This window comes from Dasania marina DSM 21967, from assembly GCF_000373485.1.
Lineage (GTDB): Bacteria > Pseudomonadota > Gammaproteobacteria > Pseudomonadales > Dasaniaceae > Dasania > Dasania marina.
The window spans coordinates 1-24,345 of sequence record NZ_KB891592.1 but is presented as its reverse complement, the minus strand read 5'-3'; the positions used below and the strand labels follow the sequence as shown (position 1 = coordinate 24,345).

Below are 24,345 nucleotides of genomic sequence, written 5' to 3'. Positions count from 1 at the left end.
TCGTACCATTACTTATTATTTTCCGATATAAAATCGACCAACTTCTTCCTATAATCAATAACTTCATAAAGAGGTTCTTGCCTATATTTTTCGACCTCTTCTGTAGTATAAACAGCCCATTTCTCAGGCACGCTACTACCACCATAAGTCACAATCATCCAATTCATTAACTCAGCTAATTGATAGCTATCAAGCGCAGAGTTTGCTGATCCCGGCACACGGATCAAATACTCTCTCCCCTCCTGAAAAGTCAAAAAGTTACCAATGAAATCTTTGATTTCAGGCACGCCTTTATGTCCAGAACCATCACCAACATGACAGCCTTGGCAAAACATTTGATAGTTGAATTTAGCTCGCGGCTCATTCACCTCAAGCGCAAAAATATGCGTCGACCCAATAACGGCTACTGCTAACACTAGCAAGCATTTCATTGTTCGAAAGCCACTCCAACCACCACAGCAGTAGAGCAATGATAAACACTACTACTGGAACCCAAACACCAATTAATGTCGTTAGACTTGTCCGATCGATACAGCGGCCTATCCCCTTCATCTCGTTGACACAGGCAGCTACCACACTGTGTTGTACCACAACAATCATTGTAGGAAATGACATAATTACGGCCATCTACCGGGTTGCGACACGTGCCAATCCAAGTAATGGGTGACATCTCTGTGCCCGGAGGGCAGGTATTATAAGTCCCACCGCAACATTCACACAAAAAACCATCGACTGCACAATAACGCCAATAGTCACAACTGGTTGGATCACCCTCATCCACTGGTTGTTTCGGAGCACCATCTGAAGCCCGTGCTACTGGCAATAGAGGAATCGATGCTGCACCAACCAAACCGGTACCAAGCGTCTTCAACAAGCCTCTTCTAGAGCTCCTCTGAGCAACACTGCGTGCAGACTTTTCAAAAAAACGATCAAGAAATTTCATACTGTTAAACCTTGTACCCGTTATTTAATATTGCTGATTTTTATTGCTCATGTAATCTTGAATTGAAGCGACTTTTCTTTCTTTGGCTTCAAAAAGGCTATCGATATGCTCTCGAGAATTGACTATACCCATAGACGCCACCTTACCCTGCTCGTCGATAATCACCGCATAAGGTAGTTTCGCCACGCCGTAGGTTTTTCCTAATAACTCAGAAACGATATAGGGGTAAGGCTCTAGCCCTTGTTCTTTAACATAACGCTTATGATCTTGATTTTTCCCATCACTACCAATAATTAAATTAACCCAATCGGCTTCATGCTTGGCTGCCGATTTCAACGCCGGCATCAGTGTTTTACACACGGGGCAATCGGGCGACGCAAAAAACAATAGCTGAGATTTTCCATCAGCAGATTTACCTCCAACAGTGACCAACTTAGAGTTGATCGTTGGTAACGACAATTCTGGCGCATCCTGCCCTACGTCTATGTTCTTGTTCATCGCCAAAGCTCCGGCGGGGGCAACTCGCTCATAAAGCACGCCGATCTGCCGGGTTAAGGCATATATGACCGCTGCCATAATCACCACAGCAACCCACAACAAAATATTAGAAACGACTAATACATCCACAACCACATCCTCAATTTAAAGCGCTTTAAGCACTTTTATTTTTTGTTCATTAATGATTAGCTGTTCCGTACTCAAACTAACAATAATAAAAATAAGCGCAAATATTATTGACACAAGCCACAAGCCTGCATCTACATCTACGCTATAAATATTCATACCTGAAAAAATAAGCAAGGCGATTAACACAGCATTACGAACCAATAACACCGGGCTGACGTTCATATTGACGCCAGGTCCGGAGCAACCACAACGTATATTTTTTTCGCCAGCTAGAACTTTGTTCGCCATCACGCCAAAATAAATTAACAAAATGGACACAGATGCCATCACACCAAACAGACGAGTATGCGGGATTAATGTTAGCACCCCGGTAACAATTTCAGCCAAGCCAACCAACACTGGCAATGTTTTAGCTAACTCAGGCAATACAAGACCGTAACCGGCCATCACTTCGATATAATAATCCCGGTTAGCCGGCATTAGTTTGCTGATACCCGCCGTAACAAACAGCCAGAGCATAAACACGGCGACGGAATTACTCATTGCAGATAATAGTTCCATACAACGCCCTTACTCAGTAAGACTTCTCTAAGGCCAATGGTGTGACATTGCCAAAGTCAGACACCGTGTGAATAAATGAACCATCATTGGCATTAAAAATATCCAGATTCATTTCACCATTAGTGACCACTAAAAGTGGATTTTCACCCCGTGTCACCACCAAAGAAACTGCCCAGTTAGGCACCTCAATTCGACGAACACGCTGCTTCGTTTTTAAGTCATGTACCCAAACTTCTGTGCCACCATGGGTCTGGGTGCCTTCATGGCCATCAGGCTGAAAAATGGTATACATTAAACCAGTATCATCGACATCGTTAAGGAACAAGCCACCAGGACGCCAGTTTTTTTCTTGCTCATCCTCTGAAACCAGACTACTGCTACCCAAGTATTTCACCTCTTCGCCACTAACATCAAAACCATGTAATAAACCGGTGAAACTAGGGTAAAAAGCTTGACCATTGAAGAATACGCCATGCTCAAAAATGGGTGTTTTATCGGTATCAAAGAACGGTTTAAGACGCTTTTGAGATTTCAATGTACCATCTTCATTCACCGTTGTACTTAACATGCCACCATTACTACAAAGCGAAGCAACAGTACGCTGACCGACGGGATAGGTCAGCACACAACCGGGAGTTCCAATCTCGGTGACGATTTCCTGCTTATCCAAATCCACAACAGTAAACGACGCCGCTGGGCTAAAATTGGCAGCAAATAGAAATTTTTCATCCTTAGAGAGTGAAATCGAATAACGCTCAGGTAACGCCATAATACGGTTGGGCTGTAACCAAACAATTTCTTTTTTAATCGAAAGCGTCTCTTTATCATAAATCACTAACACATCCGTTCTGGGCCCACGGGTTCCCCGCTCGTGGAAGGACTCTAATATATAAAGTTCACCGCGGGTTTTCGATTGCCCAAAATTACCCAGCAAACTACTGTCCATCATTCCCTTAATACGCTTTTGCGGCTTGGTCTCAGCCACATCAAGCACGATAACTTTACCGGAAAGATGGTTGAAAAAGTTAACCTCTCTTACCATCACCCAATGTTCAGGGTAGCTGCGAGGTAATCTAGCAACATTACCCGTCTCTTCAATAGGCAGCGGCGGCCTGGTGCTATCCGCCAATATTTGAGGTTTTTCATGGGGCGCCAGAGAATCTGCGCCAGTTATAGCAGGCCCTTTGGGCTTTGCTTCCACTTTAGCGTCGGCTGGAGCTTGTTCTGTGGTAGCAACTAAAGATTCATCTTTTGAGCAGCTCCAAAGAACCGTTAGCACTGCGCTAACCAGCACCAGCTTTTTCACAGTTTCAAATTTCATTCTTTGCCCTTTTCCTCAAGAGTAGTAGCCGAAAAACAATCATTATTTAGCAATTTTAACGGATTGGATGGAGGTAAATTCCTGTAGACCATGTAATCCAAACTCCACCCCAAAACCTGACTGTTTAACACCTCCGAATGGCATATCGGGTTGCACTGCGCCATGATCGTTAATCCATACTGTGCCCGTCTCAAGACGTTTACCAATTTCAACTGCACGGGCAGTATCGGTTGACCAAACAGAACCACCCAAGCCATTAGGGCTGCTATTAGCCTGCTTAATAACCTCATCGATGTCACTGTATTTAATCACCGGGACAATTGGCCCAAAAGGCTCTTCATCAACCAGTCGATTGCCATCAACCAAATCTGCGACGATAGTAGGCTCATAGAAATAGCCTTTACCTTCGCGCCTCTTACCACCACACAGGAAGCGGCCACCCTCGGTTCTCGCCGATTCAGCCAATGATTCTACAATCTCCAACTGCATTTGGTTTTGAACGGGGCCAAGCTCAGTGCCTTCCGCCAAGCCATTACCTACCACCAAGCCACTGGCTAACCTAGCCATTTCAGAGCAGACAGACTCGTACATACTTTCATGAACATAGAGCCGCTTTAATGCCGCGCAAGTCTGGCCATTGTTGTGAAAGCAAGCACCAATCAATTTAGGGGCTATAGCAATAGGATCAACATCGTCTAAGACGATGCCTGCATCATTACCGCCTAGCTCCAACGTCAGCCGCTTTAAGTTGCCAGATGCCGCTTTCATAATTTGCTTACCAGTATCGGTAGAGCCGGTAAAGACAACTTTGGCAATACCTTCATGGGCGGTCATTGCCGCACCCACGTCGCCATCACCTGACACCAAGTTTAGCACTCCCGGCGGCAATACCGTATTGGCCAACTCCACAAAACGCGCAGTCGTAACTGGCGTTAAGGGTGAAGGCTTAAGCACCACCGTGTTGCCGGCACGCATCGCGGGAATAATATGCCAAATAGCAATCAACAAAGGCCAGTTCCAAGGTGTAATAGACGCCACCACCCCTAACGGCTTACGATGCAACTCTATCCGAGCATCTTCATTGTCCTGAATCACTTCAACCGGTAAATCGATATCGGCATTAACGTGCGCCCAAGCTGCAGCACCGCCAACTTCCATACCCGCACCAACCTGATTCAAACCCAGCATTGGCTTACCAGTCTCCTGTACAATCAACTCCATTAATTCGGGCATATTGGTTTCAAGCAAACTTGCCACGGCATGTAGTGCTGCCTTACGATCAGCGTCAGCCATCACGCTCCAACTTTTAAATGCCTCGCTAGCAGCGTCCACCGCGCGATCCACATCATCTGCACTTCCTTTTGCGCACTGCGCAAAGACCTGTTCAGTTGCCGGATTAATGACATCAAAATAACTGTCTGAAATAATTTGCTGACCGTTGATAGTCATATTGAATTTTTTCATAAACTTAACACTTAGACATTAGTCAAATGGGCCAGCTAAACAACACTGGAAATAGCGGAATTTTATTTTCTATAATCAAAAAAACTGAACCAGCCTTTCGGCTGATTCAGTTTCTAACAGATTAAAAGTTATAGCTGGCAGTAACACCCGCCCAACGTGGTGGCGCAAAGAATTGCTGGTTAAACCCTGCAGGGCCAGTAAAGTCAAACGTGTATACACGGTACTCTTCATCAGTTAAGTTTTTAACAAATGCAGATAGCGTTAAGTTCTCATTCACCTCATAACCAACGCGGGCATTGAACACGGTATAGCTATCTTCCTTCGCTAGGTCACTATTACTAATATCAAAGTACTGGTCGGCTTGGTGACTAAAATCAACCTGTAGCGATAACTGATCAGTTGCCTGATAGCGCACTAAACCATTAGCAGTAAACCCTGGTGCCTGCACCATTTCGCTACCAGTCACACTGCCTACACCTCGGACAATGACCTCATCAACCTCGGTATCCAAGGCACTCATACCCAAACTAATATCCCAGCTCTCACTAGGCATCCACACCATCTCTAATTCCAAACCTTTAACAGTGGCGTCGGAGTTGTTGATGAACTGGCTTAAGCCGGCAAAAGTTAGTGCCTGGTAGTTTTTATAATCATAATAGAAAGCCGTACCGTTCAAGCGCAGGTCCCCATCAGCCATAGTTGATTTAAAACCTACTTCGTAACTGGTTAATAGCTCCTCATCGAAAGGAACATCCAATTCGGAAACACCATCAGTGAAATCTAAAAAGCCGCCGTTAAAACCACCACTTTTAAAACCTTGGGCAATATTAAAAAACACTAAGAGGTCATGTGAGGGCCGATAGTCAAAAGCTATCTTACCGGATACATTATCCACATCCAGCTCATTTAAATCGCCAGCAGCAACAACAGGGTTGCTATCCGTAAAATCCATGAAGGTATTAGTGCCAGGGAAAGAGCTACCAAAACCGAACCCGCAAACATCACCCGCTGGAATCAAACAAGAATTAAGCACTGCGCTAGGATCGCCGTCGGTGCGGTTCTGATAATCCATACTGCGTTCTTCTTGTGTATAACGTAAGCCCACGGTAACTAGCCATTCGTCATTAAGGTCGTAATCAACCTGGCCAAAAAGCCCCGCCGACTCGGTCTTCTGTAAATAATTGATTTTATAATCAAAAAATTTCACTAAATCGGTGCCAAAAGTACCTGCTGGTGCTCCCGTAATGCCATCAACCACTGGGCCAAAGTGGGAAACACCTAACGAGAGATCCCCATCCACTTCATTTTCAAAGTAGAAAGCACCCACCACCCATTCGTAGCCATCCTGCGAAGAGTTCAACCGAAATTCCTGGCTAAACTGTTCATTTTTAGAGCCAAAGTCAGGTTCAATACCACTATAAGGCCCCATATCGGTATCTTCCTGGTGCAATTTTTCTACATCTTCAATCGCAGTGATAGAGGCAAACTCATAATCCTCGCCATACCAATCTACAGTCAAAGACGCACCACGAGAGTCGATATCCAAGATGCCCTTGCGATTATAATCACCTGCCCATGGATCACCATCGGTATCACTATAACCATAAAGATCAGTCACACCCGCCGTACCCGTACCATCATCGGTGGCCTCATGCTGATACTGTGGAGCCAATGTCTTTGTTTTACCGCCGTGCACATTGATTAATGCAGATAATTCTTCATTAATTTGAAACTTAACCTGCAGTCGATAGGCTTCGCTGTTAGCCTCGTTAGCATCAGGACCAATACGGTTTTTAACATAGCCGTCATGGTCATTGGTCGCCACCGACAACCTTGCAGAAATACTATCAGTGATCGGGCCAGACAGTGCTCCCTCAAGCTTTACCTGATTGTATTCAGCAAGTGTCACATCAGCGTAACCGCTAAATTCCTCAGTGGGCGCGTTGGATATAAAGTGTACTAGGCCGCCAGTGGCATTACGTCCATACAATGTGCCCTGTGGCCCGCGTAAAACCTCTACGCGCTGTAAATCAAACAACTGGAAAGTAAGCCCAGGCATCGCCGCCTGATAAATATTGTCCCGGTAAATTGCGATAGGCCCTTCATTGTTATCGTTAAAATCATTAAGGCCGACGCCACGAAGGCTGATCGAGGGATTATTGCCCTCCCCAACCGGAGTACCAATATTTAGACCTGGGGTTTGGGCCGCAATATCAATACTGTTAGTCATATTCAATTCTTTTAGTGCCGCACCACTAAAAGCAGTTACTGAAACGCTAACGTCTTGAATAGTCTCATCTTTCTTTTGTGCAGTTACAATGATTTCTTCCAATATATTTGCATAGGTATTTGCACTTGCTATCAAAGAAACAGGCACCAAAGCACAGATTAACTTTTTCCTAAATTGCTTATTCATAGATTCCCCTAATTATTGTATTTTTGTGTGTAACCAGACTACCAAAGGGTCGCCTATAGAATCTTGGCGCTCAGCGAAGAAAAAAATGGTTTATAAGGAACTAAAGGGTAAAAATCAGCATGCTTAGAGTCTTCCCAGCGCTACTCGCCCCCTTAAAACTTCTCCACAAAACAACGAACTACCAACTTATTATCTACTCCTCGACCTTCCCGCCCAAAGAAGGCAGGTAAATCCAAGCATACCGCAAATCAAAAAACCAATCACAATAGGCCGTACTGTTCCGTCATAACACTGCCCTATGACGCCCGCAATAATAATAGCCATAAACGTCTGTACCGACGTCACCACTGAAGAGGCAAGGCCTGCTATATGCCCTAAAGGCTGGACAGCAAGCGCATTAACATTCCCATAAAACACACCAAAACAAAACAACATAATTGACAGATAGGCCAATAAAACGGCAAGCTCAGGTTGCTCAGTTAATGCCTCAACATAAATTAAAAATATACTTGACGATAGGCCAAATATTATTACTGAAACCAAACAAATTGCTCGCATGGAAAAAATTGTAACAAGGCGATAATTGAGAAACGATGCTAGGCCTATAACTAGCGCTAAGGCACTAAAATAAACAGAAAACAACTTCCCCAGATCATATTGAATCTTCAAGAGCTGGGGGGACAGGCTGATATAACAAATAAACGCGCCAAATATGAACCCAGACGAAAGCATATAAAAAAACGAATACTTGTTACTTAGCGTTTCTACCATCCCTGACCTGATAACACTAAAGGTAAAAGGTAGGCGCTTATCTAAGGGCAATGTTTCCACTTGCCGAACATACAACCAAGTAAAAGCTACTAAGCTAACACATGAGGTAAAAATAAAAATAAATCGCCAATCTAGAAAACGTAAGATTACCTGCCCTATAGATGGCGCGATGATGGGCACTAGAATAAAGAATGACATTATTAAAGACAGCACCTGCCCCATTTCCTTACCTTCAAATCTATCCCTAATAATAGCCAATGAAAGTACTCGGCATGAGGCCGCTCCAAAACCTTGGAGAAGCCGGCCGATAAGCATGACCTTGAAGTCACCTGCTAAAACCGAGACTAAGTTACCTATTAAAAATATAGCTATGCCCAGATAGATAACCCTCTTCCTACCATAAGAATCAGATAAAGGCCCAAACAAGATAATTCCAACTGCCATACCTAAGTAGATGGCTGATATAATTAACTGAATATTATTGGCATCTCCAACACCTAGATCGCCACCAATCTCAGTTAGTGCAGGCAATATTGTGTCAATAGATAAAGCCACCATGGACATCAACAGAGCCATGACACAAATAAACTCTTTTTTACCTATCTGATACGTTAATTGACTCATTAATTTCCTACAACATTATATTTATTTAAATAGTTTGTGTTGAGCAATGAGATAGACTAATAACTGAAAAAGAACTTTCATAAGAACCGGAACGGGCAGCTGATCCCCGTGAATGGCAGACGTATATATACAATAAATGCCACGTATTATAATTAAATAGCTGGCGCTTACCCGATGATATGTTTTATTTCTGTAGCTGCAGTTTAACCCCCCCCTACCACAATACAAGAACCACACCGATTCTCAGTGTGCCAGCCCTACCTATTCATAGTCATTTATATAAAAACCCACCTATTGCCACTATGAATTGAGGGATTAGCGTTCAACTAAAAAATCAAGGATAGCTTGATTAAACCCCTCAGTTTGCTCAACATTTGATAGATGACCCGCGTCTAATGTGATTAGCTTGCCATCAGAATATTGACTCAGTAAATATTCCGAATGTTCAATAGGCGTTGCTAAGTCCTGAGCTCCCGCGATAATTAGTGTAGGAAGCTTATTTAAATTAGCGACTTGACGCAGATCCATATCACGAATAGCCGCACAACAACCACAATAGCCATCACTATCAATACTACTAAACATGGCCTTCATATTGTCAACTGCTTCAGCATTATTTTTGATAAAATCCGAAGACAGCCATCGTGCAAGAACATTACCCCAAATACTGAGTAAACCTTCTTTTTGTACATGGTTAATGCGATCTTGCCACATAGAGGAAGGCTCTATACAGGCTGAAGTATTTGCCAATACAAGAGAATTAATTCGACTTGGGAAACGAGCAGCTAACCATTGACCAACCATCCCCCCAATAGAGAGACCACAGAAATGAACTTTATCAAGATCTAAAAAATCTAAAAGTTCAACAACATCACAACCTAGTCGATCTACTGAGTAAGACCCCGGAAACACATCTGAACAACCATGGCCTCGAGAATCATAACAAACAACACTAAAATGATTTTTTAAAACCTCTAATTGAGGCTCCCACATAGCCATTGTTGTACCTAAAGAATTAGATAGAACGAGTGTTGGCTTACCGGCATTAACATGATGGCTGTAATGTATATTACAGCCATCATTTGCCATAAACTTTATAGGTAAACTATTTAAGCTCATAGAATTAACCAGCCATCCGATTACGAGCAGCACGAGCGGTATCGTCATCGTCGTGGCTTTTTACTAAGGTTAAATCAAATTTAACCTTAGCTATACCATCTACATCACTGGACTCAACTACCAACTCATCACGAGTAGCAAAGGCAAAGTCATCGTAGGTGAACGGGTCACCGGCAATATTAATTTGTGTTGTCAAATGCTTATAACCAGGCGCAGAAACAAAGAAATGAATATGTGCAGGACGATTACCATGGCGACCTAGTTGACCTAAAAGAGTCTCACTTGAACCTCCAGGAGGCACTGCATAACCAGAAGGCATAATACTTTTCGCTTTATATGCACCATCAGCACCTGTGCGAATACCGCGACGGAAAGCAAACTCCACAAGGGTTGGGTCAAAGTGTGAGTAACCACCGGTTTCACTCGCATGCCAAATTTCAACTAGAGCGCTATCGATAGGGTTTCCTTGTTGATCTTTAACCACACCAGTCAACTCCATTGGATCACCGGGTTCATCAGTCACCATCTCAGCGTAGCCATCGCTAATAGGGGCATTCTCAACATATAACGGGCCTTCAATAGTCCGTGGCGTACCACCAAGTTTACCGGCCTTCTTATCAGCTTCATCCATCAGCACATCAAGAAAGTGGTCAAAGCCTAATCCAGGAGAAATTAAAATCAATTCGGGCGCGGCCGCCTGAATAAAATGTAAACCTTTCCAAAACTCAGTTTCATTAATTTCTAAATCTTCAATTGCTGCGAATAGATCACCTACTAAGCGACGCACGATCGTTTTAATACGCGGATTTCCTTGGTCATTATCCAAACCTGCAACTTTATCCAGAAATTTTTGAATTTCAACACTATCAGTTATTTCGTTACTCATTAGATTCACCTCATTTTATTATAGCTAAACAGATTTAAAACATTCTACCTATCATCGTTATGAATTGATGATGGGTGGCGACACAGAGGAGTTACCTCAACATTCATATAGGGGTACAAAGGTAGCCCCATTAACGTATCATGTAACGCCTGATTGCTATCAACATCAAAAATACTGATATTTTTATATTCTCCTGCCACCCTCCAGAGATGCCTCCATACGCCCTTAGACTGCAATTCACTGGCATATTCTTTTTCTTTACTTTTTATCGATTCAAAAATTTCAGGGTCCACATCATGAGGAACAATCACTTCCATTTCTACTTTAAACAACATACTTAGACCTCCAAAAAATACAATTTTTTTACTTGCGACTAAAATAACTTACTTTATCTTCATCTAAAGAAATACCTAAACCTGGGCTATTAGGAACAGTTAAACCAAAATCAACATAATCCAATGTTTCATTTACGTATTGTTCTTTTAATAATAGTGGCGCAAAAAGCTCCGTCCCCCACTCCAAACTAGGAAAGGTAGAAAATAACTGTGCAGACGCCACTGTTCCAATATGAGGTTCAAGCATAGTACCGCCATAAGGAGCAGCTCCCGATATGGAAACAATCGATGCAACTCTAGCTGCTTCGGATAACCCACCTGACTGCGCTATTTTAATCGAGTAAACATCTGCGGAATAAGCTGTCGTCATGTCAAAAGCAATTTTTGGCCCTTGCACACTTTCATCGGCCATAATTGCGATTCTTCCCTGTTGAACTAATTGCTTCATACCCTCAATATCATCATGCCTTAATGGTTGCTCTATCAGGTCAATACCTGCATCGGCTAACATCGCGGATCCGCGATTAGCTTGCCAACGTGTCCATGCTTGATTAACATCAACACGGATACTAGCCGCATCACCTAAAGCCTGTTTAATAGCAGCAACATGGGCAACATCTTGATCCACTGATCGCTTGCCAATTTTTATTTTAAAAACATTGTGTCGCCTGCTAGCAATCATTTCTTCCGCTTCGGCAATATCTTTGCTCAAATCACCACTCGCAAGCACCCAAAGAACCGGAATATGATCCACTATACGACCACCTAGCAACTCCGAAACAGGAACACCTAAGCGATGTCCCATAGCATCCATTAATGCAATTTCAATGGCGTTTTTAGCAAATCTATTACCGACAATATTTTTATTAATTCGCAACATTGTACCACCAACACTTTTATAAGGTTGATTGAGTAACAGTGGTGCAAAATAGCTATCAAGTGACACCTTTATACCTTCAGGGCTTTCATCACCATAAGCTAGCCCTCCAATAGTTGACGCCTCACCCAAACCGACCGTTCCATCAGAGAATGTTATTCTTAGCAGAACAATAGTTTGTGAATGCATGGTGGCCATAGATAAAATATGAGGACGTATTGTTGGAACATCCAACAAAAAAGATTCGAATTTTTCTATTTTTAATTCTGTAACATTCATTATAAGAACCATTGTAATAGGTGATTAAAGTTAACATTCATCGAATTTTTTACATCCTAGCCATGAAGAATAAATTCAAATGTAATGTTTTTTTACACAGTGACGATAAACTTAAAATTCAAAAAGTAATTTCAATCTTTGATATTCTCTACATAAATAAACCAACATTAAAACTTATTCATACTGATTACCATTATCAAAATAATTTCGAATCTGAATAATTATTATTGATAATTTCTTGTTCAGTAAGCAATTACTCAACCTTATTGAGAGAAACCTTAAATGGCATTGTTGTTTTTTTACTGACCTCTGCCAATTCAATACCCGGCATTAACTGAGTTAGGTTCCAAATATTTCCATCGCGATGAAAAACAGCCAGCTCAGTAATAATGACATCTACCGATGCAATTGCCGTGAGTGGTAACTTGCAGTCAGCTACCAACTTTGGTCGGCCTTTCTTATCGGTATGGGTCATAGTAACAATCAGACGCTTTGCACCACTAGCTAAATCCATGGCACCGCCAACACCAAGCAAGGGTTTGCCCGGCACTGCCCAGTTAGCAAGGTCAGCATGGCCATCAACTTCTAATCCGCCCATAACGGCAACATCGATATGCCCACCGCGAATCATTCCAAACGACTCAGAGGAATCGAAGTAACTGCTACCAGGCAAAGCGGTTACCGGAATTTTCCCGGCATTTACGGGGTAATCCATAGCACCACCACTTTTCGGTTCAGGCCCTACGCCCAACATACCGTTTTCGCTATGTAAAATAATGCCATGCTCGGGTGTAATAAGATCTGCAACCAAGGTTGGAATACCTATCCCTAAGTTCACTACATCGCCGCGCCGTAATTCACCCAACACTGCCCGTGCCATGCTCATACGCTCTGGGCTTACCACCTTATCACTGCTGGCCACATTGGCAGATGAGCCTAATGCCTCTTCCGTTAACGCCGCCTGCACTATGTAATCCACAAAACAACCCGGCGTATGAATTTGGTCTGGATTTAACTCGCCTTCGGCTACAATGTTTTGCACCTCAGCAATGACTATTTTTCCTGCCGTTGCCATCAAGGGGTTAAAATTGCGCTCGGTTAAACGATACTGCAAGTTACCGGCAGTATCCGCCGTCCAGGCGCGAATAAATGCCACATCACCATGAATAGCTTTTTGAAAAACCTGATCTTTTCCATCCAAATGCTTGCAGTCTTTATGCTCGGCTAACACAGTACCCGCACTGGTCGGGGTATAAAAACCACCTATACCTGCACCTGCCGCTCGTAAAGCCTCTGCCAATGTACCCTGTGGAATTAACTCGGTTTCTATCTTTCCCGTTTGCGCAGCTTCTACCGCTTCGCGATTACTGGTAAAAAAAGAACCAATCGCTTTTTTTAGCTGCCCGTTTCGTAACAAGCGACCACCACCCAAACCGGCTTCGCCGACGTTGTTACCGACATAGGTCAAATTATCAATCGATGTGTTCTCTGCCAAGGCATGAACTAATTGCACGGGGTTACCGGTCATACCAAAGCCGCCGACCAATAATGTATCACCGGATTTAACTTTTTCTGCAGCTTCCTGCGCAGAAATAATACTGACTTCTTTCATACTCGTTCCAAAATGATAGCGATGCCCTGCCCCACGCCTATGCACATTGTGCAAAGCGCAAAACGACCACCCGTTAATGATAGTTCTCGCGCCGCTGTCATCACTAATCGGGCGCCACTCATACCTAAAGGATGGCCCAAAGCTATCGCGCCACCATTAGGGTTAACTCGTTCATCGTCGTCTGCAACGCCTAGCTCTCTTAAGACGGCTAAACCTTGACTGGCAAAAGCTTCATTCAGCTCAATGACGTCAATATCATTTATACTCAAGCCCGCATTTTTGAGCGCTTTCAATGAAGCCGTTACCGGCCCGATACCCATCAATCTAGGCTCAACACCTGATGTTGCCATGGTAATAAATCGAGCAACCGGCTCTAAACCATTTTTAGCAGCTGATATTTCGTTTGCGACCAACATGGCTGCCGCACCATCATTCACACCCGATGCATTGCCGGCAGTAACTGTGCCCGATTGACGAAAAGGTGTTTTCAGTGACTGCAAACTCTCCAGATTGGTTTCGCGCGGATGCTCATCAACGCTAACAATGATAGGATCACCTTTACGCTGTGGAATCACGACCGGCTCAATCTCTGCTTGAAAACGGCCAGCCTTAATTGCCTGCGCTGCTTTTTGCTGTGAGCGTAAAGCAAATAAATCTTGATCCATTCTTGAAATAGAAAAAGCTTCAGCCACATTCTCAGCCGTTTCAGGCATGGTATCGGTGCCATACTCACGGTGTAGCTTGTCGTTGATAAATCGCCACCCCATGGTCGTGTCGTATAAATTCGAATCACGCGAGAAAGCGGTGTCAGCTTTGGCCATAACAAACGGTGCTCTGGACATCGACTCTACGCCTCCGGCAATCACCAATCCCAACTCACCCGCTATAATGCTTCTGGCTGCGCTGCCCACCGCATCCATGCCAGAACCACATAGACGATTAAGTGTGACACCCGGAACCGATTGTGGAATACCGGCTAACAAGCCGGCCATTCTTGCCACATTGCGATTATCTTCACCGGCCTGATTGGCGCAGCCAAAAAATATCTCATCAATACCAGCGGGATCTAGTTGTTTATTGCGATTTAATAAAGCACGAATCGCGTGAGCTCCTAAATCATCAGTACGGACTGAAGAAAGCGAACCACCATAGCGCCCAATGGGGGTACGAATACTGTCACAAATAAATACGTCATGCTTAATCATGATCTAATCCCTTTAAAGGAATATTTTTCGCCAGCAAAAGTGGCGTTTATTATTTAGAGCTTGTAAAAAAACCTCTATCAGATATTTTTTATTATGCTCATATGAAAGAAAAAATTAAATAAACTTTTTATTTAATACCGCAAATAGATTTTAGTGAAGATTTTAACTCCTTACATTGCGAATCACTCAGCGATGCAATCGTCATCTTCTCATGCGCTTTAGCCAGCGCGAACAATTTCTGGCTCATTTCTAAACCCTTTTCGGTAAGCGTTAAAACAGCAGTAGGTTCAACTTTCAAATAACCTTTATCCGTCATCTTTTCTGTCACGGAAGCAAGAAAAACCGTAGGCTGCATCAACATATCTGCAATATCCGAAAGGTTACTGCTACCCCTAGACTCCAATAAAGTGAATATCCTCCACTCTTCTGGCGTTACCTGATATCTCTCCATGAACTGTGGATATAGCTCAGCTCCAGATCCGGTAAAAGCTAAATGCAACAAAAACGGCAAGTAATCGGCCAGAAAATCATTAGGTTTAGCACTAACCTTGTTGCGTTTTATTGATTCAGGGTGCTGCATAGATACCGCATAACTCCCCTGTGAAAACACTAAAGGCAATTTAGACTGGTCGTGGCTGTATTTAATAACTTTACCAACAATAATAAGATGGTCACCACCTTCATAAACACTCCATGCTTCACACTCAAACTGTGCAGCACATTTTTCCAATAGAGGACATCCACCGATACCGACTGGCAAGTCCAAACCATCGAATTTATCCTCGCCTCGGCCAGCAAAACGATTAGATATTGATACCTGATCTCGACTTAACACACTAACAACAAAATTGCTGGCACTTTCAAAAATAGAAGCGCTGTACGCTTTCTTATCGACACTCCAAAGAATAAGCGGAGGATCCATTGAAACTGAATTAAAGCTGCTAGCTGTAACGCCAACAGATTCACCCTTTTCATCTACTGTGGTTATAACGGTTACGCCGGTTGGGAACTGACCCAATGCAGGGCGAAATTCTTTACTATCAAACTCTGAAGTATTCATTAATCTACACTCACTAAATTTATTTTTTCCGTTAACGACCCGCCTTGTGAGCAGGAATGGATCCTATACCCCAATGTTTTTTAGGATATTCCGAAATTAAGACTCTAATATTTTCTTCAGGCGCACCTATTGATTCCATTACTGCTTCAGCAACGGCTTTTATCAATGCTTCTTTTTGATCGTCAGTGCGACCTTCCATCATTTGTACATTTACTAAAGGCATAGCGATTCCTATTAATATTTTTCTAAACAACAAACAGATTACCTGTCTTCATATATGCTTAAAGATCAATAACTAGGCGCTTCGATTTCGCCCTAGAGCAACACAACGCCATTTGATCGTTATCGCTTCTTTCCTCTTCCGTTAAAAAATGATCTCGATGGTCCGGTTCACCCTCTAAAACGTCAGTAATACAGGTACCACAAACACCTTCTTCACAAGAAACATCGACTTTCACTCCTGCTGCAGCTAGCGCTTTAACAATCGTATCTTCCTCACCGACAGAAACAGTGATGTCGCTGACTGCACAGTAAACTTCAAACGCATCACCTGTGACATCGACATCAGCACTAAAATATTCGAAGTGAATCTGCTCCGATGGATAATTAAATGATTTTGCATTATTTATAACCCAGTCCATGAAACCGGTTGGACCACACACGTAAATATGTAAATCGGCATCATAAGGAAGAAACAGTTTTTCTGGCGAGAATAATTGCTCACCTCCATCGTCGTCATAATGGAAAATAACTTGCTCTGGAAACTGCTGTAATAGCTCCCGCTCAAAAGCACCTGCGCCTTTTGAACGCGTACAATAATGAAGTTCAAAGGGTTTACCCTGTGACTTTAAGGTATAAGCCATCGAAATCATCGGTGTAATACCAATACCGCCGCCAGCCAAAATTGTTTTTTTGGCATCAGCATCTAGAGGAAAGTGATTTCTTGGTTCACTTATTTTTATTAATTGACCTTTTTTAAACTCTTGATAAAGCTTTACAGAACCACCTCGAGAATTAGGATCATTTAAAACACCTAGACGGTAACTGTTTTTATTTTCTGAATTGCCACTCAGAGAATACTGCCTAATAAAATTGTCGCCTATATGCACATCGATATGAGCGCCCGCATCAAACCTCGGCAGCTCATCCCCTGATGGTCTCGCAAGTTCAAAAACGGCAATGCCCGCTCCTTGGTCTTCCCTAGCAGTAATCACAACATCAATTAATTTAATCGTCATAATATATCTCTAATCCTGGCACTGTCGGCTAGCTATGCTAACTCAGCGCATATAAATTCCACCATTGGCATCCCAACAAGCTCCGGTCACGGTACTAGACTGCTCACTCGCCAACATAACGACCATACTGGCAATTAATCCCGGGCTACTCATCGCTTTAACTGGGATCATGGTATTGATTATATGTTCAAGCTTTTCAGCTGGTACCTTATCTCTTACCGAAGGCACATCCACTGGACCTGGAGCAACGGCATTTACCGTAACGCCCTGATCAGCAAACTGACGAGCGAACACTTTTGTTAAAGTCATTATGCCAGCTTTCGATGCAGCATAATGAGCGCCCGATGCTGTGCCACCCATTTGACCTGCCAATGAAGCCATATTAATAATTCGACCAAAACCATTTTCTGAAAAGTGCTTAGCAAACACCTGGCAACCAAATAATGTACCACGGAGATTAACGCTCATTACCGCATCAAACTCTTCCGCAGTTATATCTAAAACTGGTGTTGTTGGCGTCATCGCAGCATTATTAACAAGCACATCGCAGCGCCCAAAACGGTCAATTACAAAATCTAGGGCTTGTTGAAAGTCATCTTTTTTTAGCACATCTAGCTTAAATCCTATAGCGCGACTGCGACTGTCGTCAATTGACTTTGCAGCCTCAGCGACAAGATTCTCATCAACATCAGTCAATACCACACTATAGCCCGCATCATAAAAACCTTGAGCGATAGCAAATCCTAACCCTTGCCCAGCCCCTGTTATCAAAACAACTTCCGACATAAACACCTCTAAAATATATAGCTGACTGTTTTAAGATGCTGATCTGACAGCAATATATTAATAACTTTTTGCTCAATCAAAAATGAATCATCCAAGCGACGTAACTTGAATTCAACATTGGCTGGAAAGCTTCTAATTTTTCCTTTCTTATGTTCATACAAACAATAAGCACAACGTACATTTATCAAGCCATCCTCTTCACCAACAACCCGAATTCGAGACAGAGTTCTAACAGTCTTTTCAGCATATTGTGTAGAAACAGCTTCTCCACTTAGTAATCTATCCGTACGCATAACGCGCATTTCTGCATCGTCGTAGGCTATATTCAGCGAATTTTTATAATCAGTATTACTGTGATCAACCGGCACTATATACAACCCCGTTTCAGACCAAAGTTTTAACCAATCTGCGTACTCTTTGTAATCAAGCATATCTGACTCTTGATTAATAAAATGAGTGACTTCTGTAATTAGTTGGCTATCAATATTCATTATTTATTCCCACTCTAGATAGACATCTGTTTTTTATATTGCTGATAAGCGGCACGCATGCCTGTCTCCGAACAAACAGCGCCTTGTACATTACCATCTTCAGATGTTCTCAATTTTGACATACCTCGGTTAACCATAATCCAACCGTCTGTTCCTGCCATAGAACCAGCTTGTACACGCTCCCACGCCTCACCATCATCGGGCGTACCAAAACCCATGGGGCCTTGGAAATGTTCATGCAAACGCATGCGCTCTTGGTTATAAGCAGCTGGAGCGCCTTGGCCGCCAATCGCAATATGGTGAATTTCAGTTTCTGCTGGGCCAATAGGTACCAAGTTTCTGAAAAAGGCCATTGAGCAAGCAATATTGGGAAATAGATTTAAATTAAAACCACAGCCGCCAACGGCTTTAACCATGCGCTTGATTTCTTCCTCACTGCAACCTTCTTCCTTCAAAGACTCTGCGAATTCTTTAAAGCGATCAGGAATTGGATCATCTAAGGCTTCATCTAAATCTTTTAACTCAGGAATCATCAGCATCACACTGTGGCCATTACCCAGATCTTCAACAAACCCTTCGCCATCCAAGAAATCAAATACTTCTTGAGTCGCCTCATCGACAGACGATATAAATGACTTATGAACAATAGGGAAATGGTAAGCGTCGGTGGTATTTTCTAACTGAATCTTCCAGTTACCAGGAAAACGGAAACGATGGGTGCCCAATACTTGTACAGGGTAGCCGCCCCCCTGTTTCATGAACAAATCTATCCATTTTTTTGCTCCGCCCAAAAAGTCTTCTAAAGGCTCAATGTCGTCTTTGAAGGTCGCAAATATCATTCCCTGATAAGTTTCAAAGCGTAAGCTTTCCAAACTATATTTTGATTTATCTAAAATTCCTTCATATTCTTCTGGCTTAGGCAATGCACGCAGCTCTCCGTCTAACGAGTAACCCCAACCATGGTACGGACAGGTAAAAGCCTTAGTTTTGCCATGATTTCCTTCACATACTGTGGCGCCACGGTGACGACAGCGATTGAGTAAAACATGGATATTCTTTTTGCGATCACGAGAAATAATAACCGGCTGACGACCTATTTTTGCCGTTTTGTATGAACCTACTTCTGCAATCTCGCTCTCATGAGCAACCCACACCCAAGTATTATTAAAAACTTTATCTAACTCTTCCTCAAATATTTCTGGGTCAGAATATAGAGACTTATGCACTCTATCTTCAAGCACCAAATCAGCGGCACTGGTCTTTGTCGATTTTGCAATTACATCAGCGCTCATACGAGCCTCCTAATAACGTAAATATTCTTTGTTTACTCTGGCTTTTTAATCTGGAACAGGTAATAGTGCCGGCTGATCCCATGGCTCTGACATGGGGCGACTGAATAAACTCTCAGTTTGAAAATGATCTATCAGCCATCGCTCATTGTTCTTTATAAATTTAGCGGTTATGCGCGCACAACTCAGTTGAGATTTTCCGCTGGTAAAACTGGAAGGCTGTACTAACACCCAACTTCCAGTTGCACTATCAGCATCAACATTAATGACTTCATTGCCTAGCACATGAACATTCAATTCAAAGTGTGCAGGTGGCAGGGTATATTTTTTGAACATTTGTGCGATAGCATCTCGTCCCTCACATCGACCAAAGCTTTTTGAGTATCGGCCGCCTTTACCCTCCCACACTGCACCCTCTGAAAACAGTTGGGTTAACTTTTCTAATGGGAAATCGATACCGATATCATCACAAAGATACATATATCGGTTCATGCACTCTCTTACTTCTTTTTCACTTTCAAGTGCGGTTAGCCTTTTTTCTAAAGCGTTAATCGTTTTTTCCACAGACATAATAATTAACCTTTTAGCCGCCAATGACTAAAGCGCGACCAATTCTTGCTTCAATCTTGCAGTACTTCCATAACTTATAAGTACCATCGCCAACCGGAGTTGAACGGCAGAAATCACAAGCACTAATTATGGTTTCTAGATCGGGCACATCAGCCATAATATACGCTGTCCAGGGTGCATCTGCTGATGGCCCAACTTGAATACGGTCATCATCCATAACACCCAAAACATTCACGCCGGGAAGATTAGAAATACCGCTCATTAAAGCGCTAAATGCCTGCCAAACATCCCCCATTTCTTCTTTTTTTGCATCCATGAAGTTTTGGTTAATACCAATACAAAATAAAACTCTATGTGTTTTTATATCTGTCATTGTCGCTCTCCTAAATTGTTTAACTAAAATTATAAATAACCAGGTAATGGTTTATGCCCAAACAGCATGGATCCCGCATTTTGGTAGGTTATCTCACCCATAAAAGCGTGCTGAGTTGCCATTTGCGAATCTCGAAAAATGCGTGATAACGGATGATCATAATAAGTACTTGTCATCCCAGCCAATCTATAGGCGGTTTGAACAACCTCCGCACATTCACGGGTTAAATTTGTTGTTGCCAAACGAATCATGCTAGTTTGTTGAGGAGTGGGCTTACCCCCTGCAGTAACCGCAGCCCAAGCATCCTCCGTTGCTTCGTAAAAGAAAGCTCTGGATGATCGAAGCTTAGCCTCTGCCTTTGCCATTTCAATTTGCGCATAGACGCGATCACCTATTAACGGAGCCCCCGTTACTGACTTACGGACTTCTGACATTGCCACAATAATATCCAGGGCCTCTCTGGCAAGCCCCAACGTTGTTACTGATAAAACCTGCGAAGCAAAAGCAATTGATGGATAACGAAAAAAGGGGGAATCTAAAACTGGCGCAGCCCCCCTCACGAAGGTCCACTCTTCTGGCACAAATACATCTTTCACCACTAGGTCAAAGCTACCGGTAGCAACCATGCCATGTACATTCCAAGTCTTTTCAATTTCAACTTGGTCAGGTTGCAGTACGGCCATGCGAGGTAAGCCACCCTCGACATCAGGTAAAATACCCACACCCAGTACTGTGGCCCCCATACAACCACTGGCAAACTGCCAACGGCCATTAATAATAAACCCACCATCAACTTTCTTTGCCGGTTGCGGAGGAAATATCCCACCTGCAAAAACAACATCTGGACTATCCTTCCACACCTTCTCAATCGTTCCCAAGGGCAAGGCGGCTAAGTAGGCAGGGTTCATGCCAAAACTGGCAACCCAACCTGAAGAACCATCTGCTGCCGAGATGGCCTCTATCGCTTGCAAAAACTCAGCGGGGGTTTTGTTATCACCGCCAAATTGCTCAGGGGCAAAGGCACGATAAATACCGATTCTCTTAAACTTTTCGACAACATCATGAGAAATATAACGCTGTTCATCAAATTCATTACGGCGCACCCGTATATCACTCAGCAAATTATCGAATTGCTCGCTACCACCCCATTTTGATTTATCTAATATTGCTATTGACATTTTTTCTCTCTTTATTAGTAAAACCATGTAGCCAGTACAATTGATTAGTTAATGACACCATCTATTATTTTGGCTGCTTCACACAATTCTTCGTCATTCCATTTTTTTGCTATAAGTTGTATAGACACCGGATGACCACCAGAACGCTGTATAGGTATTGTTATTGCGGGATGGCCTGACAAGTTAAAAGGCCTAACAAGCCTGCTAATATTTAAATCAACTGCTCCGCTTATCGCATCATCGAGCTTCAACGGAAAACTGGGCAGTGTTGGCATTATCAAGAAGTCGACATTTCTGAACGCACTATTCACATCTTCGTCAAACGAACTTCTTATTTGTTTTGCCGCGTCTAACTCTTCACTTGTTACGTTCTTTGCCGCCAGCAAACGTGCACTGACATCATTACCTATACTGCCTGTATTTAATAAACCACCATAAGCATTCCAGGCCTCGGCATTTATCAATGATAAGGCCGCCTCGTAAGCCGCGCTCATTAATGGCAACTCAACACATTCCAATTCAAAATTAAGTTTTGCTATTGCCTGCTCAAAGACTGATTTGACTCCGGCATCAACATCGGCTTTGACTAAGCCCAATTTAAACACCTTCAACCCTGAAACCTTGATAAAACTGGGATCCATCATTCTCATTGCAGTAATGATCATGCCTGCGCTAGCAGCCATGGGCCCGACACAATCTAATTCGCTTTCTTTTGGCATCACACCTTTACGACTCACCCGACCAAATGTCGGTTTGAAGCCATAAACACCACAGCACGCCGCAGGTACTCGAATCGACCCCCCGGTATCAGTCCCTATAGAGAAGTCCGCATCGCCATTCGCAACGGCCACTGCCGACCCACTTGATGATCCACCGGGTATATACTCCGGGTAGTGCGTATTAGTCGGTGTACCTGCCCACGCATTGACACCACTCATACCAAAGGCAAGCTCATGCATAGTGGTCTTGCCAACAAGCTCACCTCCAGCCTCTATCACATTAGCGACCACTTCGGCATGTTGACTAGCCGCTGGATGATGCTCATAAGCCGCACTACCGCACGTAGTGACCCTCCCCTCAACATCAATAGAGTCCTTAATAGCCACCCTAGGCCCAGGACCGCCTAGACAAAATTTATCTATGAAAACTACCATTTACACTAAACCCATTACTTACTCACAAGAAGAATACTGATATATTTCACTTGAAAAGTAAAGTAATAATATAAGGGGATCCATCTATTTATATTCACTGGTTACAGACGGCATCAACATAGCTTATCCGCTTGGTGTTATTCGCCTACGTTATAAGGATTTCTTAGCTTAAACTTGCTAAAATCATAACCCAACACCAGCTGACCAGCACATCAACCACTAAATCTAACCGTCAATTTAAGATCCATAATGAAGAGAAAATCTAAACAACATAGTACCTATAAACCGGCTAGTAAAGATTTCGACTATAGCCAATCCCCCTTCTATTGGTTGATGCAGTTGAGCAATCGCTACACACAGCAAATGGAAAAAAAGCTTAAAAAGGTTGGATTGAATATTACTGGCTGGCGAGTAGGCATGATTCTTCATATACATGGATCATTAAGCGTAACCGAAATCACAACTCATGCAGGTGCTCGAATGCCAACGATCACAAAACTGGTGTATAAAATGCGGGACCAAGGACTTGTTACGATAAGGCCCTCTGAAGGTGATGGCAGGGTTTCAATCGTTGCCATAACTGAAGAAGGCACTGCCATAATTGAATCTGCTATTAAGGACACCTCAAAATTATACGACTCTGCTTATGAAGGGCTAACCATCAGCGAAGTTAAGAACGTAAACAAAGCACTGAGAACAATCTTGACAAATATTTCTAATGACTGAATATAGTTACCGCGTCTTGCTATAGCCAGCTAACACGTACCTGATGAATCAATAACTTAGATGAATCAGTCACCATTCTTCCAAATGCTAACGGCTCATTATTCATTTGAAAACTTACTAGTTTATTAGATGTCACAATTGTACCCTACAGGTGCTATCTGAAAGCTGGCCACTATCTGATGTGACCCACATAAAACGGACACCTAGACTGCAGCTTTATAACAGAGCATTGGCACCTGATTCAAGGTGCCATGTACACGCCACGTGTTATAAAAACCATTAATGTAGGACTGCACCAAGCGTTTCATTTGATTCATTACCATCATATCCTGCCGGATAAATCCATTGTTGCTTCATTAGTGAGAAGAAACTCTCCGCACAGGCATTATCCCAGCAGTTACCACGGCGTGACTGGCTGATCGTTGCTCCCTGCCTAGTTA

The 24,345-nt window shown here is 43.0% G+C and carries 25 protein-coding genes; 1 reads left to right on the top strand and 24 read right to left on the bottom strand.

Annotated features, from left to right (window positions below; genetic code table 11):
* Positions 1 to 8: 8 nt before the first annotated feature.
* From B067_RS0118840 to B067_RS0118725, 24 genes are all read right to left on the bottom strand, one after another.
* On the bottom strand, positions 9 to 416 hold the full coding sequence (locus B067_RS0118840) for a cytochrome c, class I (RefSeq protein ID WP_205620008.1): 408 nt from the start codon (positions 414 to 416) through the stop codon (positions 9 to 11).
* A gap of 11 nt (positions 417 to 427) precedes the next feature.
* Positions 428 to 943, bottom strand: a complete 516-nt coding sequence (locus B067_RS21735; RefSeq protein WP_083921470.1) for a methylamine dehydrogenase light chain — start codon at positions 941 to 943, stop codon at positions 428 to 430.
* Positions 944 to 967: 24 nt separating this feature from the next.
* A complete protein-coding gene (gene mauD, locus B067_RS0118835) occupies positions 968 to 1,570 on the bottom strand; it encodes a methylamine dehydrogenase accessory protein MauD (RefSeq protein ID WP_020700334.1) in 603 nt (200 codons plus the stop codon).
* Positions 1,571 to 1,585: 15 nt separating this feature from the next.
* Positions 1,586 to 2,131, bottom strand: a complete 546-nt coding sequence (locus B067_RS0118830; protein WP_019531653.1) for a MauE/DoxX family redox-associated membrane protein — start codon at positions 2,129 to 2,131, stop codon at positions 1,586 to 1,588.
* Positions 2,132 to 2,144: 13 nt separating this feature from the next.
* A complete protein-coding gene (locus tag B067_RS0118825; RefSeq protein ID WP_019531652.1) occupies positions 2,145 to 3,452 on the bottom strand; it encodes an amine dehydrogenase large subunit in 1,308 nt (435 codons plus the stop codon).
* Between the two features lie 42 nt (positions 3,453 to 3,494).
* Complete coding sequence (locus B067_RS0118820; RefSeq protein ID WP_019531651.1) at positions 3,495 to 4,916, bottom strand: aldehyde dehydrogenase family protein; 1,422 nt, start codon at positions 4,914 to 4,916, stop codon at positions 3,495 to 3,497.
* Between the two features lie 121 nt (positions 4,917 to 5,037).
* Entirely contained in the window at positions 5,038 to 7,332 is a 2,295-nt protein-coding gene (locus tag B067_RS0118815; RefSeq protein ID WP_019531650.1) for a TonB-dependent receptor, read from the bottom strand.
* 189 nt (positions 7,333 to 7,521) lie between these two features.
* Positions 7,522 to 8,727 (bottom strand): multidrug effflux MFS transporter, encoded by a 1,206-nt coding sequence (locus B067_RS0118810; protein WP_019531649.1) that lies wholly within the window; start codon positions 8,725 to 8,727, stop codon positions 7,522 to 7,524.
* A gap of 315 nt (positions 8,728 to 9,042) precedes the next feature.
* Positions 9,043 to 9,846 carry a 3-oxoadipate enol-lactonase gene (gene pcaD, locus B067_RS0118805; RefSeq protein ID WP_169335594.1) on the bottom strand — a complete coding sequence of 268 codons (804 nt, stop codon included), beginning with the start codon at positions 9,844 to 9,846 and terminating at the stop codon, positions 9,043 to 9,045.
* 4 nt (positions 9,847 to 9,850) lie between these two features.
* Entirely contained in the window at positions 9,851 to 10,732 is an 882-nt protein-coding gene (locus B067_RS0118800; RefSeq protein ID WP_019531647.1) for a dioxygenase family protein, read from the bottom strand.
* Between the two features lie 44 nt (positions 10,733 to 10,776).
* The gene (gene catC / locus B067_RS0118795) at positions 10,777 to 11,067 is read right to left on the bottom strand and encodes a muconolactone Delta-isomerase (protein ID WP_019531646.1); all 291 of its coding nucleotides are present in this window, start codon (positions 11,065 to 11,067) and stop codon (positions 10,777 to 10,779) included.
* Between the two features lie 28 nt (positions 11,068 to 11,095).
* The gene (locus tag B067_RS0118790; protein ID WP_205620007.1) at positions 11,096 to 12,223 is read right to left on the bottom strand and encodes a muconate/chloromuconate family cycloisomerase; all 1,128 of its coding nucleotides are present in this window, start codon (positions 12,221 to 12,223) and stop codon (positions 11,096 to 11,098) included.
* Between the two features lie 253 nt (positions 12,224 to 12,476).
* Positions 12,477 to 13,835, bottom strand: coding sequence for a 3-oxoacid CoA-transferase (locus B067_RS21730; RefSeq protein ID WP_019531643.1), 1,359 nt, complete (start codon positions 13,833 to 13,835; stop codon positions 12,477 to 12,479).
* Positions 13,832 to 15,040 carry a 3-oxoadipyl-CoA thiolase gene (gene pcaF, locus B067_RS0118775; protein ID WP_019531642.1) on the bottom strand — a complete coding sequence of 403 codons (1,209 nt, stop codon included), beginning with the start codon at positions 15,038 to 15,040 and terminating at the stop codon, positions 13,832 to 13,834. Before pcaF ends, B067_RS21730 begins: the two co-directional genes overlap by 4 nt.
* A 127-nt stretch (positions 15,041 to 15,167) precedes the next feature.
* Positions 15,168 to 16,100 (bottom strand): flavin reductase, encoded by a 933-nt coding sequence (locus B067_RS0118770; RefSeq protein ID WP_019531641.1) that lies wholly within the window; start codon positions 16,098 to 16,100, stop codon positions 15,168 to 15,170.
* 31 nt (positions 16,101 to 16,131) lie between these two features.
* The gene (locus B067_RS0118765) at positions 16,132 to 16,323 is read right to left on the bottom strand and encodes a 2-hydroxymuconate tautomerase (RefSeq protein WP_019531640.1); all 192 of its coding nucleotides are present in this window, start codon (positions 16,321 to 16,323) and stop codon (positions 16,132 to 16,134) included.
* A 58-nt stretch (positions 16,324 to 16,381) separates the two neighbouring features.
* Positions 16,382 to 17,338, bottom strand: coding sequence for a PDR/VanB family oxidoreductase (locus tag B067_RS0118760; RefSeq protein ID WP_019531639.1), 957 nt, complete (start codon positions 17,336 to 17,338; stop codon positions 16,382 to 16,384).
* Positions 17,339 to 17,380: 42 nt separating this feature from the next.
* Entirely contained in the window at positions 17,381 to 18,124 is a 744-nt protein-coding gene (locus B067_RS0118755; RefSeq protein WP_019531638.1) for an SDR family NAD(P)-dependent oxidoreductase, read from the bottom strand.
* An 8-nt stretch (positions 18,125 to 18,132) separates the two neighbouring features.
* Entirely contained in the window at positions 18,133 to 18,615 is a 483-nt protein-coding gene (locus B067_RS0118750; RefSeq protein WP_019531637.1) for an aromatic-ring-hydroxylating dioxygenase subunit beta, read from the bottom strand.
* 14 nt (positions 18,616 to 18,629) lie between these two features.
* Entirely contained in the window at positions 18,630 to 19,907 is a 1,278-nt protein-coding gene (locus B067_RS0118745) for an aromatic ring-hydroxylating oxygenase subunit alpha (protein ID WP_019531636.1), read from the bottom strand.
* Positions 19,908 to 19,952: 45 nt separating this feature from the next.
* Positions 19,953 to 20,474 (bottom strand): nuclear transport factor 2 family protein, encoded by a 522-nt coding sequence (locus tag B067_RS0118740; RefSeq protein WP_019531635.1) that lies wholly within the window; start codon positions 20,472 to 20,474, stop codon positions 19,953 to 19,955.
* A 13-nt stretch (positions 20,475 to 20,487) separates the two neighbouring features.
* A complete protein-coding gene (locus B067_RS0118735) occupies positions 20,488 to 20,847 on the bottom strand; it encodes a hypothetical protein (RefSeq protein ID WP_019531634.1) in 360 nt (119 codons plus the stop codon).
* A gap of 29 nt (positions 20,848 to 20,876) precedes the next feature.
* Positions 20,877 to 22,025, bottom strand: coding sequence for an acyl-CoA dehydrogenase family protein (locus B067_RS0118730; RefSeq protein ID WP_019531633.1), 1,149 nt, complete (start codon positions 22,023 to 22,025; stop codon positions 20,877 to 20,879).
* Between the two features lie 44 nt (positions 22,026 to 22,069).
* Positions 22,070 to 23,179, bottom strand: a complete 1,110-nt coding sequence (locus B067_RS0118725) for an amidase (RefSeq protein ID WP_019531632.1) — start codon at positions 23,177 to 23,179, stop codon at positions 22,070 to 22,072.
* 249 nt (positions 23,180 to 23,428) lie between these two features.
* Here B067_RS0118725 and B067_RS0118720 point away from each other — a divergent pair, with 249 nt between their 5' ends.
* Positions 23,429 to 23,905, top strand: coding sequence for a MarR family winged helix-turn-helix transcriptional regulator (locus B067_RS0118720; protein ID WP_019531631.1), 477 nt, complete (start codon positions 23,429 to 23,431; stop codon positions 23,903 to 23,905).
* Positions 23,906 to 24,345 lie beyond the last annotated feature (440 nt).

What these genes read in the sequence shown, in the direction of transcription:
- B067_RS21735 (WP_083921470.1), bottom strand. Translation starts at nt 943, where the DNA reads ATGAAATTTCTTGATCGTTTTTTTGAAAAGTCTGCACGCAGTGTTGCT.
- B067_RS0118830 (WP_019531653.1), bottom strand. Translation starts at nt 2,131, where the DNA reads ATGGAACTATTATCTGCAATGAGTAATTCCGTCGCCGTGTTTATGCTC.
- B067_RS0118825 (WP_019531652.1), bottom strand. Translation starts at nt 3,452, where the DNA reads ATGAAATTTGAAACTGTGAAAAAGCTGGTGCTGGTTAGCGCAGTGCTA.
- B067_RS0118820 (WP_019531651.1), bottom strand. Translation starts at nt 4,916, where the DNA reads ATGAAAAAATTCAATATGACTATCAACGGTCAGCAAATTATTTCAGAC.
- B067_RS0118815 (WP_019531650.1), bottom strand. Translation starts at nt 7,332, where the DNA reads ATGAATAAGCAATTTAGGAAAAAGTTAATCTGTGCTTTGGTGCCTGTT.
- B067_RS0118810 (WP_019531649.1), bottom strand. Translation starts at nt 8,727, where the DNA reads ATGAGTCAATTAACGTATCAGATAGGTAAAAAAGAGTTTATTTGTGTC.
- pcaD (WP_169335594.1), bottom strand. Translation starts at nt 9,846, where the DNA reads ATGAGCTTAAATAGTTTACCTATAAAGTTTATGGCAAATGATGGCTGT.
- B067_RS0118800 (WP_019531647.1), bottom strand. Translation starts at nt 10,732, where the DNA reads ATGAGTAACGAAATAACTGATAGTGTTGAAATTCAAAAATTTCTGGAT.
- catC (WP_019531646.1), bottom strand. Translation starts at nt 11,067, where the DNA reads ATGTTGTTTAAAGTAGAAATGGAAGTGATTGTTCCTCATGATGTGGAC.
- B067_RS0118790 (WP_205620007.1), bottom strand. Translation starts at nt 12,223, where the DNA reads ATGAATGTTACAGAATTAAAAATAGAAAAATTCGAATCTTTTTTGTTG.
- B067_RS21730 (WP_019531643.1), bottom strand. Translation starts at nt 13,835, where the DNA reads ATGAAAGAAGTCAGTATTATTTCTGCGCAGGAAGCTGCAGAAAAAGTT.
- pcaF (WP_019531642.1), bottom strand. Translation starts at nt 15,040, where the DNA reads ATGATTAAGCATGACGTATTTATTTGTGACAGTATTCGTACCCCCATT.
- B067_RS0118770 (WP_019531641.1), bottom strand. Translation starts at nt 16,100, where the DNA reads ATGAATACTTCAGAGTTTGATAGTAAAGAATTTCGCCCTGCATTGGGT.
- B067_RS0118765 (WP_019531640.1), bottom strand. Translation starts at nt 16,323, where the DNA reads ATGCCTTTAGTAAATGTACAAATGATGGAAGGTCGCACTGACGATCAA.
- B067_RS0118760 (WP_019531639.1), bottom strand. Translation starts at nt 17,338, where the DNA reads ATGACGATTAAATTAATTGATGTTGTGATTACTGCTAGGGAAGACCAA.
- B067_RS0118755 (WP_019531638.1), bottom strand. Translation starts at nt 18,124, where the DNA reads ATGTCGGAAGTTGTTTTGATAACAGGGGCTGGGCAAGGGTTAGGATTT.
- B067_RS0118750 (WP_019531637.1), bottom strand. Translation starts at nt 18,615, where the DNA reads ATGAATATTGATAGCCAACTAATTACAGAAGTCACTCATTTTATTAAT.
- B067_RS0118745 (WP_019531636.1), bottom strand. Translation starts at nt 19,907, where the DNA reads ATGAGCGCTGATGTAATTGCAAAATCGACAAAGACCAGTGCCGCTGAT.
- B067_RS0118740 (WP_019531635.1), bottom strand. Translation starts at nt 20,474, where the DNA reads ATGTCTGTGGAAAAAACGATTAACGCTTTAGAAAAAAGGCTAACCGCA.
- B067_RS0118735 (WP_019531634.1), bottom strand. Translation starts at nt 20,847, where the DNA reads ATGACAGATATAAAAACACATAGAGTTTTATTTTGTATTGGTATTAAC.
- B067_RS0118730 (WP_019531633.1), bottom strand. Translation starts at nt 22,025, where the DNA reads ATGTCAATAGCAATATTAGATAAATCAAAATGGGGTGGTAGCGAGCAA.
- B067_RS0118725 (WP_019531632.1), bottom strand. Translation starts at nt 23,179, where the DNA reads ATGGTAGTTTTCATAGATAAATTTTGTCTAGGCGGTCCTGGGCCTAGG.
- B067_RS0118720 (WP_019531631.1), top strand. Translation starts at nt 23,429, where the DNA reads ATGAAGAGAAAATCTAAACAACATAGTACCTATAAACCGGCTAGTAAA.